The organism is Brucella pecoris, from assembly GCF_006376675.1.
GTDB lineage: Bacteria > Pseudomonadota > Alphaproteobacteria > Rhizobiales > Rhizobiaceae > Brucella > Brucella pecoris.
The window spans coordinates 56,137-69,482 of record NZ_VEWK01000016.1; the positions used below are offsets into that span (position 1 = coordinate 56,137).

Genomic DNA, 13,346 nt, shown 5'->3' on the forward strand with positions numbered 1-13,346 from the left:
TCCCCTCTCCCTTAATTGAACGTCATGAGTTCACGAACCGACACCGCAATATCGGACGCCGTCGGGCGGTAGAACTGCTCAAGGTGCAGGCTCTGGGCAATCGGAACATCGGGGCCAGCCAGACGACGAACCGGTGCGCGTAAATCAAAGAGTGACTTTTCGGCGATGATTGCGGCGATTTCTGCACCTGTGCCGCCGGTCTTTGCATCTTCATGGACCAGAAGCACCCGTCCGGTCTTGGCAATAGAGCCAAGGATCAGGTCTTCATCCAAAGGCTTCAACCAACGCGGATCGATCACTTCAACGTCGATGCCGTTTTTCGCGAGTTCCTGAGCAGCTTCCAGGGCAGTCTGAACCAAGGTAGCTGTCGCGACTATCGTTACATCCGCACCTGAACGTTTGATATCGCCCTTGCCGAGCGGCACGAGATGTTCTCCATCGGGAACCTCCGCACGCTGCGTGTAAAGCACCTTGTGCTCGAAGAAGAGAACGGGATTATCTTCCCGGATAGCAGTCTTCAACATTCCCTTGGCATCCGCCGCATTGGACGGCACCGCAATGTAGAGACCCGGCGCGCTGACGAAGAGTGCCTGAGGGCTCTGCGAATGCTCTGGTCCGGAACCCCCGGCAATGCCGATCGGCAGGCGGACGGTGACGGGAACCTTCATGTCGCCGCCATGCATCCATTTCCATTTGCCGAGCTTATTGTAGATCTCGTCGAAGGCAAGGCTGACGAAGTCGCCGAATTGCAGCTCGGGAACAGGCCGGAGCCCGGTGATTGCCATACCGAGAGCCGCGCCGATGATCGTTTTTTCCGCGATCGGAGTGTCGAAAATCCGCTGATCGCCAAACTCTTCATGAAGCCCCTGGGTCGCACCGAACACGCCACCGAACTTTCCGATATCCTCGCCGAACAGAATGACGTTTGGGTCGCGCTCGATTTCCTCACGAAGTGCCGCGATGATAGCTTCGCGCATATTCATTTTTGCCATAATGACCTTCCCTCCCTCAGGAAAACAGACCTTCGAAAATCCGCTCGCGCGGCGGCAGCGGAGAAGCTTCCGCCATCCGGATCGCGTCGAGCACCTCCTGCTCGACAGTTTTCTCGATTTCGGCAAGCGCCGTAGCGTCGAGCGCACCGCGGGCAACTATGAGTTCGCGAAAGTTCTTAATTGGATCGCGGTTTTCGACCCAGTCCTTCAGGACCGCCGGATCGACATAATTGTAAGAATCGCCCTCATAGTGACCGCGGTGACGGAAGGTCTGCGCCTCAATGAAGGTCGGTCCCTCACCCCGGCGGGCACGCTCGACCGCCTCTCGGGTGATTTCGAACATCAGCAGCGCGTCGTTGCCGTCCACGACAAAGTTCGGGATGCCGTACCCGTCTGCCCAGTCAGCGATATGCTCCCGAACCGCGTGGGTTTCCCGCCAGTGAGCGGAAATGGCGTATTCGTTGTTCTCACAGATGTAGACGATCGGCAATTTATAGAGCGCGGCCCAATTCATGGCACCGTGGAAGGCTTCCTCCGATGCCGCACCTTCTCCAAAATAAACCGCAGTCACGCGGTCTGTGCCTTTCCATTTCGATGAATAGGCGGTTCCGAGACTGATTGAGAACTGGGATCCAATCGTGCCGGCCTGCCCCATGACACCGCGCGAAAGATCGGCACTGTGAACGATTCCAGCACCAAGGCCCCGTGTCGTACCCTCAATCGTCCCAAGGAAATCGCCATAGAGTTTTTGCAGCGGCACTCCCTTGGCAATCATCTGGTTGCAACCGCGATGATTGTAGAAGAGATAATCGTCGTCACGAAGGTTTGCAATCGAACCTGTCGAAAGCGCTTCCGAACCGATGCCCGAATGATAGAAGCCCGAAACCTTGCCTTCCTGCATCAGTCGGATCAGGTTTTCGTCGAACTTGCGAATTCGCACCATCATGCCGAACAGATCGGACAACCGATCCTTATCATAGGCTGAGGGGTTGATCTGGGTCTTGAATATAGGCGCCATTCTGATTCCTCCCGGATAAGATATCGTCTGGACACGATGGATCTGGTCGGACCGAGCCCGGCAGCACGCACCCGCCGCGAAAATTGCGTCGACCACTGCCGGTTATTCTCCTCTCCCGGTCTTCCCTCCCTTTCTTTCTGAAGTTATTGCCTCTATTCTAGATTCAGTCAATAAAATAAATCGATCGCTCGATTTTTTTCGCGACAAAGGAACCTTTTATGCCCGCCCTGACATCCGATGCCCTGAATACCAGCGAGATCTGCCGACGTATGATCGAGCGCAATCCCAATACAATCCGCGTTCAGAAGGAACGCATGGCGTTGCCCAAACTGATTCGGATCGTGGAAGCGACCCTTCAGCTGTCGCGTCGGCAAGGATTTCATGCGACGAGCTTGCGAGAGCTCGCCGCAGAGGCAGGCATGTCCATGGGTGGTCTCTACGCGTATTTCGATTCCAAGAACTCGCTTTTGCGGATGATGATTACGGAAGTTTCCAACACCATCGTCGAATATCTGAAAGATGCACCCGACGAGATCATAGCAGATCCCCGCGAGCATCTGAACTGGCTCATCCGCACCCATGTCGAAGTGACGGATAGAATGCATAACTGGTTCGCTTTTTCTTACATGGAAGTTCGATTTTTCGCACAGGAAGAGCGCGATCTCGCACTTGATGGTGAATTGGCAACCGAGAAAATATTCGCTTCAGTTCTGCAAGTTGGCGTGGACAAGGGCTGCTTCAATATTGATGACGTCAATCTTACAGCAGCCCTGCTCAAGCCCTTGCTGCAAGACTGGTATGTCAAACATGGGAAATACAGGCGGCGGAGAATCTCGGCGCGTCAATATGCCGATGCCATTATCGACTTGGTTGATCGAGCATACTCCTCGGCAAGCTGCTTGAGCTTGCGAACCTGACCGGCCTCAAGCCCGGCATACCGCCTCTTTGACCCGCAAAGATCTTCTCAGCGAAGCTTAGAGCACATCCTGAAAAATGGGAAACGGTTTCGGAAATATGTGCTTTAAAACAAATAGTTAGAGCGATACCAGCACAAAGGCGCTTCGTGCTTTTGTGCTGGAAACAGAGCAAAGCAAGGAGGCACGGCTGTTTTGATGGTTAAGCTTTAACGCAAACCGCATTCATATCGGAATCAGAGTGGGTTGTCGGCTTATTGCCTTATGGTCGGGGCTACTCCCGCCGTCGCTCCGCCATCGCAATTGATTGTCTGTCCGTTGACATAGGCCGCTTCGTCACTCGCCAGGAAAACCACCATGCCAGCAATGTCGCTTGAGACGCCAACCCGTGGGAATGGCAGTGTGACAAGTGTTGCCGCTTCCAGTTCAGGCTTATTGGACTTGATTTGCTCCGTCAGAACAACGCCCGGCGCAATCGCGTTAGTACGAATATTATGCCTGCCGTACTGTACCGCCATGTAACGCGTGAAACCCATGATGGCAGCCTTGCTTGTTCCATAGGCGACAAGGCCGGACGCCCCTTTGTGCCCAGAGCCGGATGCCATATTGATTATCGATCCGCCTCCCTGACGTATCATATGTGGCAATACAGCCTTACATGCGATAAATTGACTGCGCAGGTTGACGCTGAATGTCAGGTCCCAGGTCTCGAGGGTCGTTTCGAGAACGGTGGTGTCTCTGGCCCAGGCATCCGCAGTCATCGCCACATTGTTATGCAGTATGTCGATTCGCCCAAAGTGATCGATAGCCATGCGCACCACCCCATCGATCGATGGGGCATCAGTGGCGTCGAAGCGAACCGCGATCGCCCGGTCGCCCGCTGCATGCGAGACCGCCTCCGCGCCAGACAAGTTCCTGTCAGCTATTACCACCCGCGCACCCTCCTGCGCGGCAAGCAAGGCCGTGGACTTTCCGATGCCTGAGGCTCCTCCGGTCACGATCATTACACGTTCATCCAGTCTTCCCATGAGAGAATGTCCTATGCTGCGTCCAGAAAAGCGCACCCAGAAACGCGCCAGAACGTTTAAACAATACGCCTTATCGCGCGCCTGGGTACAGCGGATGTCAGGCGTTGAAATGCAGCTTGAGCCCCGGACGCAGCCAGCGAAGCTTGAACAGTTTCCCCGAGCTTGAACCTGTCACCCAAGCGTCGCGCATATCAGAGCCACCGAAGCAGATATTGGTCGTGACAAAATCCGGCAGTGCCACATGCTCATAGTCGCCGGCGGGATCTACGATATTGATGCCACCGTTGAAAACTGTCGCAACGCAGATACGTCCATCCGCCTCCACGGCAAGGCTGTCCAGCCAGGAAAAGCCGCTCGCGTTCCACACCAGCTTTCCAGGCGTCCAGGGATCCGGACCCGGTTGAAGCACGCCGGGGTTCTCGACGTCGAATGCCCAGAGGCGCGCGGTCTGTGTTTCGGCTACATAGAGTGTCTTATCGTCAGGTGACAGTCCGACACCGTTCGGGGCCTGAAGACCACCCCGCAGGCGCGCAATATAGGACCCGTCGATACGCGCGTAATAGAGATATCCAGTGTGATGCCACTCGGATGTACCTTTGCCAAGGTCTGTAAAATAGAAACCACCGTGTTTGTCGAAAACAATGTCATTGGGACCGTTCAGAGGCTTGCCATCACATTCTTTATAGAGCGTGGTTATCTCTCCTGTTGCCAGATCGACGCGCTGGATGGATCCGCTGGTGTAATCTTCCGGGATACCGTAGGGAGACGTGCCTCCATCCGGCAGATCCATCCAGAGAAAACCGCCATTGTTGGCTATATAAACCGCTCCATCAGGCCCAATGGCGGCACCGTTGGGCCCGCCGCCCAAGTCGGCTATTATCTCCTGACGCCCGTCAGGATAAACACGCGTCAGCGTGCCTCGCTTGATCTCAACGACAAGAACCGTTCCGTCAGCCATGATGATTGGGCCTTCGGGAAACAGTAATCCTTCGGTTACAATTTCAAAATCCATTGTATTTTCTCCAGATACTTGGAAGCTGAATTTTAGAAAGCGTTTACTTGATAACGACTGGGTTCACCGGAGAGCCGGTTCCGCCATAAACCTTCAGCGGTGCTGCACTGTAGAGGAAGGACCATTGGCCATCCTGCGCGCAATGCTCGGCTAACTGGTCGAGCTGAGCAATCTCGGTGAAAGTCACCCCCAGATTTCGCATCAAAGCGGTGTGAAGAGGTAGTGCGACGCCAGATGCAGGATCGAGTGTCACTTCGTTGGCGATGGTATCGGTAACGAAGTTCGGAATTTCCATGTCTTTGAACCATTCTACCAACTCGGGGCTATAGGTCAGACCCGGCTCGTGGTAGTCGCGGTAGAACTCGTCTTTGGTCAAACTGTAGAACCTCCCGATCCAGCCTGTTCTGATAAGCAAGATATCGCGCTTCTCGATAACCAGTCCCTGGCTTTCAGCAGCCCGCATCAGATCCTCATGCGTGAACGTTTCGGCACGATCCAGATGCTGTTTGCCCCGGTAGCGAGCTATATCTATGAGGACACCGCGTCCTACGACGCCACGTTCAGCAATCGGCAGCACACTTGCCTTGGTCATCACCCCAATCGTCGTGTCGGCGTCATATCCGTTCCACAACTGATTATCGATCCAGACGTGACCCAAGGCGTCATATTGTGTGGAGCCCTGCAGATACATAATCATCATGTCGTCGGAGTATTCAGCCTCACCAGGGGTCTCCGCCCCCTTGCCACCAAGAAAATAGCCGTGGTCCATTACATTGATGCGCTTTGCACCCTCCCGACCTGGCCAGACCGGGTCCCCGCCTGGATATCCCATGGGAATCTGAAGGGTGAAAACCTTACCTTGTCGAACGGACTGAATGCCACGTAGTACCTGCGCCTGATCGAGATAGTTCAGAGCTCCGACCTCATCGTCAGCCCCCCATTTACCCCAGTTCTTCGGAGAATTCTTCAACAGGTCCGAAGTCGTCTTTTGTTCCTTCAACAATTCTTCCTCCCGGTTTTTCCCTAATCACGCGGTCGCTTGTTCGGTGGAGTTCATTTGCACCATCACCTTCACGGTATCGCCGCTACGTAGCTGCGTCTCGAAGGCCTCGTTGATGCGTTCCAGCGGAAACACGTGCGTTGTAAGTTCCTTCGCCCGAATGCTCCCTGAAGCGAGCCCGGCGATGGCATTTGCAAAATCGCCACCCAGCGCACCGATGATGCGGGGCATCTTATGGACGATCTTTGTCGTATCAATAGGAACCGCCTGTTCGGGCAAACCGACAAAGCAGACTGTTCCACCGGCACGCACCATCTCGAAACTGTGCTTAATGGTTTGAGCCGCTCCTGCCGCCTCAAAAACCACGTCGGCCATTCCTCCTTCTCCGAAATGGTATGGCCCGCGACCGATCTTTTCCTTGATCCATTCCAATGGATCGCCGGTGCGTGCATCGAAAACTGCGTCCGCACCGCACTCGATGGCTTTCTGTAAGCGTATCGGAGAGACCTCAACAACATAGACGGTCGCCCCTCTCGCCTTGGCAGCTTGCAAGCAGGCGTTTCCGATCATGCCCGCGCCAAGAACAACCACCTTATCACCCGATTTGACCTCGGCGAGAGCAACCGCGTAGATACCGACGCCGACCGGCTCAATCATAGCTGCGGACAAGTCATCGACCGTGCTGGGCACATGGTGAATGGAGCGTCCGACCACTGCATTCTCGATTCTGACATACTCTGCGAAAGCACCCGGCTTTCCGTAACCTGTGGAACGCTTGAAGACATCCGGGCACAGCATCCATTGCTGGTTTTGGCACCAGACACACTCCCCGCAGACACCAAGAGAAAAGCCGGTTATGCGATCGCCCTTCACCACGTCGCAAACCTCCGCGCCCACTTCTTCGGCGATGCCGAAGAACTCGTGCCCCATGATCTGGCCGGGCTCAACATACATGCCGAGCTTGTAGCTATGGATGTCCGACCCGCAAACGCCGCAATTCGTGACCTTAATGATCACGTCGCGTGGTCCCGCGACCGGTTTTGGGACATCCCGAACTTCGAGCTTTCGGGGTTCCACATAGACAGCAGCTTTCATTGTGCAAGCCATTGCGCAGGCTCCTCCTCCTAAAATTCATCCCGAAAGCGCACGATGTCTTTCTGGAAAACAGATTTAAAAACACTCTATGTAACACCCTGTCCTGCTAGCCCATTCGGTGCTCAATGAACCCCTTCAAGGTTGACGTAAAACGTGAACTGATCTCTCCGTCGATGATCCGGTGATCAAACGACGTTGAAATATAGATTGAAGGACGGGCCTCGATCTTCGATCCGACAGCGAAGGGACGCCGCGATAGGGCTCCGAAAGCAACAACAGTCGATACGCCTGGGGCCAGGAGTGGAGTGCAGAAATCGACCGCACTGTTGCCGAGATTGGAAAGAACGATGGAAGGATGCATGGTCTCATCGTCATCGATCGCTGCATTGCGCGTTCGTTCGATGAGGCGACGCCATTGCGGGGCTCGTTCGGAGAGCGACATTGTCTCTGCCCTGCGTAAAACGGGGATCAGAAGTCCTCTGTCAGTCGCCGTCGCGATGCCTATATCGGCATGGCGGAAATGAACGGCGTTGCCTGCACTGTAAGCGCAGAGCACGTCGCGAACCTCAATAGCCGCCCGGCAGACCGCATCGAGTAAAAGATCCATGTATGTCAGAGAGGAACGAGCATCTCTCTTTCGCTTCTCGAGTTCGGTGGCATCTGCGAGCGCGACCTGCGTGAACTGCGGCACGGCCGAGGATTGCATGCAGCTGTCCGCCATGGTCTTTCTTATACCCGCGATTGGGACGACCTTCAGAATGTGACTCGCCTGCGCGGGTTCCCGATCCACGATCATTGCAGCCCTCCGAATGGTTCGCTCGATGCCGGCCCGGGGTCTGTGGGCGAGGTATTTTCCGTCAATGGCTCTTCGGCTTCAGTGGCATGAAACCGCGGAACGGTGACGGGCCCCTGCGTACTTCCAGCAGTCTGACTTGCCAGATCCTTCGACGTATTATTGCCCATCGGTTGCGGGCGACCGACTATCAGTCTCATTACGAAGGGGCGCCCTACGCATATCTGACACATGTCTTACGCTCCCGTGCTAGCAGGCGCCACATAGATATCTCGAAGTTCCCTCTTGAGGGTTTTTCCAGCGGCGTTACGCGGCAGTTTGTCCACAAATTCCACCCGCGTCGGCTTTTTGTAGGATGCGAGCCGGGTCAGGCACCACGAAATGATGTCCTGGGCCGTTGTCTGTGGGGCATCCGGGGTCAACACGATGACAGCCATTACCGTTTCCACCCAACGCGGATGGGGTATGCCGATGACAGCCACTTCTGCAACCGCAGGATGGGCATCTATCACGGCCTCAACCTCGGTACAGTAGATGTTTTCCCCACCCGAAATGATCATGTCCTTCTTGCGGTCGACGACAAACAGATATCCTTCCTCGTCACGCCGGACCAGGTCGCCGGAATGAAACCAACCGCCCGAGAACGCCTCTTTGGTGGCAACAGGATTACGCCAATACCCCTGCATCACGGTCGGGCCACGATAGACGATCTCCCCGACACCGCCCTCCGGCACGTCGTTCATGTCGTCATCGACAACGCGTACTTCCACATTGACGACAGGCTTTCCAACCGATGACATTTTGGAGACAGCTTTATCTGCGCGCATCGCAGTGGTAATCGAACTCATCTCTGTCTGTCCGAAAACGTTCAGCATCTTTACGTCAGGGAAAGTGGCGGCAATCGCCTCAAGAACCGATGGTGGTGATACGGACGCCCCCCAGGTCACGCGTTCAAGCTCAAAACAGCGATCCGCAATTTCCGGCAACGCGCAGATCATCTGCCACTGCGTTGGCACGAAGTAGCAGGACGTAATCCGTTCTGCTACAAGAAGGTCCAAAACCTCTGCGGGATCAAACTGGCCGGAGGGTAGTATGGTCGACGTTCCCCCAAGGAAGAGAAACGGGAGAATCCCGTTCAAACCGCCAATGTGGAACAAAGGCAAGCCAGCCAGCCATCTCCGGTCCGTTGGCGATATCTCCAGGCTTATGATCATATTCATCGTATTAACGTTGAGGTTGTGATGACTAAGCACAGCTCCCTTCGGCCGTCCCGTCGTCCCCGAGGTGTACATGATGAAGGCGGGAGCATCCTCGCGGACATCGATGTTGGGGGGTGTGTTGCACTCTTCCAGGACACGCTCGAACGATTCCGCTGCGAAGCCTGCACAGCATTCCTCGGGACCGGTAGCGATGACGAACCGGATGTTCGTTGCGTCTGCCCGGGACGCTGCGCCTACCGGGAGAAGGGCCTCGTCAACCAGCAGTCCTATCGCGCCACAATCAGAAAGGATATAGGTGATCTCGGGCGCAGCGAGGCGAAAATTGACCGGAACACAGATTGCCCCGAGCCGACAGACCGCAAGATAAGATTCGACCAGCTCCAGACAGTTGGTCATCAGGACGGCGACACGGTCGCCTTGAGACACGCCTCTGGCCGCCAAAGCTGCGGCAAGCCGGTCGACGCTGCGATCGAGGTCGCGGTATGTGCGGCGCTCACCGTTGAAGATGAAAGCATCAGTATCGGGTGACAGCCGAGCATGGCGGGCCAACTGCGCACCCAGGCTCAACCGACGGAACAGATCCAGCGTTTCTACTGACATTTAATATTCTCCCAACCAGTTGTCGCCAGCTTCGAATGAGCCTCCGGGCATGGGAGCACGCAACCAGCTTTCCTTCACTCCACCCTGAACACCAAGGTAGAAACAGGATTGCGTGCGCAATTCCCACGTGAGATCATCCACTCGCAAACAACTTTTGCAGAATTGTCGGTTGACTGAAGCTGCAACACCGCTTCAGCTATTGAATAGCATTGCTCAGGTGGATGTCGAAAGCACGGTCAAGACACCAAACCTTCGACATCCATTCCCGATTAGTGTGCGGCGGCGGGCGCTGTAGACGGCGCCTCATCGGAAATGCGCACTTCCTTTGCCAGATAAATCGGTATGACCGTCAACAGGAAAACGATTCCGCCAACAAGCCAGACCGTATCGAGCGCTCGAATCCCGGCAACCTCCACCGGTTGGACCCAGCCTCCTGATAGACTGAGGATAATGTAACCGCCAATGACTTGACCGGCAGCGGAAATGCCGTTCAGCGTCCCGGAGAACTCAGGTTTGGCAACGGCTCCCCAATAGGCGTTGACGGTGCCCCAGAAAAAGGGATTGCAGAGCGTACCTGCTGCAAAAAGTGCAAATGCAATCACGATCGGGTTTGAGGTATAGGCCGCGATTAAAAAGCCTATGCCGCTGATGACGGGACCAGCCGCCAACGCCGGTCGGCAATATCCACCAAAGATGGTCTTGAACACCCACCCGTGAAAAAAGCCATAGATCACGGTGACCATGTAACCGAGCGAAATATAAAGCGAAACACTACTGCCCTCAATCTTGTAGAGATTGATAAGCTGATAGAAGCCCCATGTGGCAATCAGCCATGTTGGCGTGGTGGCCAGGCAAGTGGCGACGATCATGAACAAAACGCTTCTCTGACGCAATATTTGGCCCAGCTTACCCCAACTGAAGTCGCTGTCCAACGATCTGCGTTCGGTTCCTTCGTAAATGAAGTTAAGCTCACCCTGAGAGATTGTCTTCATTTCCTCCGGTTTTTCCGTGGTACAGAACCACAACAGCAAGGTTGCGGGAATACCCAGCGCGGTCACCAGCAGAAACGCGTCTTGCCAGATTGCTTTTTCGGCCATCATTAACGCAAGCGGTGCCGCAACGACGAATGACACCATGCAACTCGAAAACCAGATGGCGGCAAAGCGCGTTCTTTCGACTGCCGGCATCCACGACGTCAGAAGCTTATTGCAGGGAGCCCAAAGGAAACCGAAGAAAATACCGAATAAGATATTGCGAATGAATAAGGTCCAGTAATCATGCACCCACAACATAGCCGCACTTAGGATCGAGCATCCTATCACGCAGATGAATAACATCCGGCGTGCTCCGAACCTATCTGAAAGTATGCCTGCGAGAAACAGGACCGGAAAATAACCCAATAGATATGCTGCCGAACCTGTCCCGATTTGCGCAGGTGTGAGATTGAGTTCCTTGGCCCAATATGGGGTAAGTGCTGCAAACACGCCTTCATCAAGCCAAATTGTAAAATTAATCAAACATATAATGGCAAATACCAGATGCCGTTTGCCCAGACCGCCCCTCGCCGCCTGGTCATCTCTCGATGCATTTTCTTCCATCGCTCTCTCCTCCCACGATAGTTTCAGATGCTGATATGACTGAATTTCGCGTGGAAGATACCCTACCACTTTGAAGATTTCAATCGATCGCTCGATTTTTTTATTACAGTTAAGGCGCCTGGGTAGGAACTGCATGTTAAACTGCCAGTTACGGGTTGGATCGTTCCGGCGTCGGCATTTATGGCGTTTCAGCGACCAGAATCTAAGTATTGCAATTGCATAGTAATCCGAGACATCCCGCCTATGGCGATGAAGTCCACTGAGCTTCCCTGACCCTCTGTGCCGGCCTTGACTTTTGTCGTAAAGCTGCCGAGTGCGTCGTAAATAGACATCGTTAAGAGTAACTCGAACAGTAAAGTCGCGGATCAGCCTGAAATCACATGTTTTAGCAGGGATGCAGTCATATTTCTCCACTCGTCTGAGGGAGGCAATCCCCTAATACCTTGAAGGGACATGAACCTCAGGCATACCCGATAATTTCTGTAAGCTTCAGAATTGATTAACTAATTCGCATTAGCAGCCCACGCCCCGGCAAGAAGCCGGTCAATTTGGTAATTTGGGCTGCAATGAAAACACAGACTTCTTCACCTCTTCAATTTCGGAATATGATCTCTGAATTCTGCGACAAACGCGTCATGCCGCATGTGTCCGAAGAAATACTCGATAAGATCAAGTCATACCTCGATGATTTGATTGTCCAGCACAGAAAGCCTCCGATGCGCCGAAGCCAGATCCACTGGTTATCATTCGCCTCGGAAAGCCGGATTGATTGCGAATTAACGGAGAAGCTGAAGAATATTATCCGGCCCGCACTGGAAGCGCTAATTCGCTGGGTCGACAATGGCGTTCCCCAACCCGATCAGATTGCGCCAAAACATAAAACACCGGATCGTCGCCCCGCCGTGCGTTTGCCAAAGCCGGACCGGGCCTCGGCCTCGGTGAGAAATCCTGTTCGCCCAAGGCCGTCCAGTTTAGCGTCGGCGGATCCTGTTGAGGAGTTTCCGGAACCGCTGTTTGGGTGGACCGAAGATCCGCAAACTTTCCAGCAGGCCTTGAATTACCATATGCGCAGGTTCGGCGAGACTTACTGGCGTCTCCACCGCGCAATTATAAAACAGCATGAGATTTTCGACATCCGCACGATATCGAATTGGGTGAATGGAACGAAGACGCCACGCTCTGCCGATAGCTTCGATGTACTTACGAGAATAGAAAAGCGATATCGTCTTCCTGAGAGTTATTTTAAATCCAGACTGCCTCATCAGGCACGATCAATATACAGTCACGAACTCGGCAGCGATGTTAGTGCCGCCGAACGGCGGCGCATTGTCTGGCATTTGCCAGACGACTTTAATCAGCTTTCCTTTAGCAAACGGGAAGAGATCCTCGAATGGGTCCGGCGTGTGATCATATCGGGCTCGACTGACTATCGCCAGTTTCAGAGGAAGGCGTCCAAACAGAGATATGCGATCCGATTTCCTGGAATTTCTTATGGCGCAGTATTGTCACCACGCACCAGATCGGAAACTTTGGATTTCGAAGGCAGTGTGGATGAAGATGATTTTATCGAAGATCCCGATCTGCTCGCGGGCGTCGTAGACGCTCCTCCCCGCCTGGCAATGGAGATGGCCAATCTTGTGCGGTTTAAGACAGCAACCCTGACATCAGTCGGTTTTCAGAGAAATGGTGTTTGGGGAGAAGAAACTGCGTCTCAAAAGGTTGAGCATCTTGGACTTTTATTCGGCGCCCTTGCTGCTTCTCCAGATAGTGAAGTCAAGGGACGCGGCATTCCTCTGCGGAAAATAACGTTCGGTTTGCTCGTCTTTCCCGGAATCTGGGACTGGTACCTTCAGTGGCGAGAAAAGCGCCGCGGCTTTTACACATCGTGGGAGCAGGACATGCTGAGCGCAATACTCGGCATGACACGCCCGGAAACCGGTTGGATGTGGCAACATGCTGAATTAGCAAAGGGACTGCAGCCTGTTCCAGGATTGGTGACTGTCCGTCGTCGAATGATTTGAGACTATTTGTGCTTTTGAAGATTGGAGTTTCCGGCTCGGTTTAGGGGTTGATTTA

General features: G+C 54.1%; 11 protein-coding genes. 2 read left to right on the forward strand and 9 right to left on the reverse strand.

What is annotated here, in order from left to right:
• Positions 1–11: 11 nt before the first annotated feature.
• Together FIB18_RS22035 and FIB18_RS22040 are read right to left on the reverse strand one after the other, a co-directional pair.
• Positions 12–992 carry an alpha-ketoacid dehydrogenase subunit beta gene (locus FIB18_RS22035; protein WP_140022760.1) on the reverse strand — a complete coding sequence of 327 codons (981 nt, stop codon included), beginning with the start codon at positions 990–992 and terminating at the stop codon, positions 12–14.
• Positions 993–1,008: 16 nt separating this feature from the next.
• Positions 1,009–2,010: a thiamine pyrophosphate-dependent dehydrogenase E1 component subunit alpha gene (locus FIB18_RS22040; RefSeq protein ID WP_140022762.1), complete on the reverse strand. Its 1,002-nt coding sequence runs from the start codon at positions 2,008–2,010 to the stop codon at positions 1,009–1,011.
• Between the two features lie 218 nt (positions 2,011–2,228).
• Between FIB18_RS22040 and FIB18_RS22045 the strand changes: the two genes are divergently transcribed.
• Positions 2,229–2,927, forward strand: coding sequence for a TetR/AcrR family transcriptional regulator (locus FIB18_RS22045; RefSeq protein WP_140022764.1), 699 nt, complete (start codon positions 2,229–2,231; stop codon positions 2,925–2,927).
• A 251-nt stretch (positions 2,928–3,178) separates the two neighbouring features.
• On the opposite strand, the gene FIB18_RS22050 is transcribed toward FIB18_RS22045, so the two are convergent.
• The 7 genes from FIB18_RS22050 to FIB18_RS22080 form a co-directional block, all read right to left on the reverse strand.
• Positions 3,179–3,952, reverse strand: a complete 774-nt coding sequence (locus tag FIB18_RS22050; RefSeq protein WP_140022765.1) for an SDR family NAD(P)-dependent oxidoreductase — start codon at positions 3,950–3,952, stop codon at positions 3,179–3,181.
• A gap of 97 nt (positions 3,953–4,049) precedes the next feature.
• Complete coding sequence (locus FIB18_RS22055; protein WP_140022767.1) at positions 4,050–4,964, reverse strand: SMP-30/gluconolactonase/LRE family protein; 915 nt, start codon at positions 4,962–4,964, stop codon at positions 4,050–4,052.
• Positions 4,965–5,007: 43 nt separating this feature from the next.
• A complete protein-coding gene (locus FIB18_RS22060) occupies positions 5,008–5,967 on the reverse strand; it encodes a cyclase family protein (protein ID WP_140022769.1) in 960 nt (319 codons plus the stop codon).
• A gap of 24 nt (positions 5,968–5,991) precedes the next feature.
• Positions 5,992–7,071 carry a zinc-dependent alcohol dehydrogenase gene (locus FIB18_RS22065; protein WP_140022771.1) on the reverse strand — a complete coding sequence of 360 codons (1,080 nt, stop codon included), beginning with the start codon at positions 7,069–7,071 and terminating at the stop codon, positions 5,992–5,994.
• A 94-nt stretch (positions 7,072–7,165) separates the two neighbouring features.
• Positions 7,166–7,855, reverse strand: a complete 690-nt coding sequence (locus FIB18_RS22070) for a 2-oxo acid dehydrogenase subunit E2 (RefSeq protein ID WP_140022773.1) — start codon at positions 7,853–7,855, stop codon at positions 7,166–7,168.
• Between the two features lie 233 nt (positions 7,856–8,088).
• Positions 8,089–9,672, reverse strand: a complete 1,584-nt coding sequence (locus tag FIB18_RS22075; protein ID WP_140022775.1) for a long-chain-fatty-acid--CoA ligase — start codon at positions 9,670–9,672, stop codon at positions 8,089–8,091.
• 269 nt (positions 9,673–9,941) lie between these two features.
• Positions 9,942–11,270 carry an MFS transporter gene (locus tag FIB18_RS22080; RefSeq protein ID WP_158295727.1) on the reverse strand — a complete coding sequence of 443 codons (1,329 nt, stop codon included), beginning with the start codon at positions 11,268–11,270 and terminating at the stop codon, positions 9,942–9,944.
• Positions 11,271–11,836: 566 nt separating this feature from the next.
• Between FIB18_RS22080 and FIB18_RS22085 the strand changes: the two genes are divergently transcribed.
• Entirely contained in the window at positions 11,837–13,291 is a 1,455-nt protein-coding gene (locus tag FIB18_RS22085) for a hypothetical protein (RefSeq protein ID WP_140022779.1), read from the forward strand.
• Positions 13,292–13,346 lie beyond the last annotated feature (55 nt).

Bases quoted from the DNA above. Each gene is read 5' to 3' on its own strand.
- FIB18_RS22050 (WP_140022765.1), bottom strand. From the start codon at position 3,952: ATGGGAAGACTGGATGAACGTGTAATGATCGTGACCGGAGGAGCCTCA.
- FIB18_RS22065 (WP_140022771.1), bottom strand. From the start codon at position 7,071: ATGGCTTGCACAATGAAAGCTGCTGTCTATGTGGAACCCCGAAAGCTC.
- FIB18_RS22045 (WP_140022764.1), top strand. From the start codon at position 2,229: ATGCCCGCCCTGACATCCGATGCCCTGAATACCAGCGAGATCTGCCGA.
- FIB18_RS22070 (WP_140022773.1), bottom strand. From the start codon at position 7,855: ATGATCGTGGATCGGGAACCCGCGCAGGCGAGTCACATTCTGAAGGTC.
- FIB18_RS22040 (WP_140022762.1), bottom strand. From the start codon at position 2,010: ATGGCGCCTATATTCAAGACCCAGATCAACCCCTCAGCCTATGATAAG.
- FIB18_RS22055 (WP_140022767.1), bottom strand. From the start codon at position 4,964: ATGGATTTTGAAATTGTAACCGAAGGATTACTGTTTCCCGAAGGCCCA.
- FIB18_RS22035 (WP_140022760.1), bottom strand. From the start codon at position 992: ATGGCAAAAATGAATATGCGCGAAGCTATCATCGCGGCACTTCGTGAG.
- FIB18_RS22085 (WP_140022779.1), top strand. From the start codon at position 11,837: ATGAAAACACAGACTTCTTCACCTCTTCAATTTCGGAATATGATCTCT.
- FIB18_RS22075 (WP_140022775.1), bottom strand. From the start codon at position 9,672: ATGTCAGTAGAAACGCTGGATCTGTTCCGTCGGTTGAGCCTGGGTGCG.
- FIB18_RS22080 (WP_158295727.1), bottom strand. From the start codon at position 11,270: ATGGAAGAAAATGCATCGAGAGATGACCAGGCGGCGAGGGGCGGTCTG.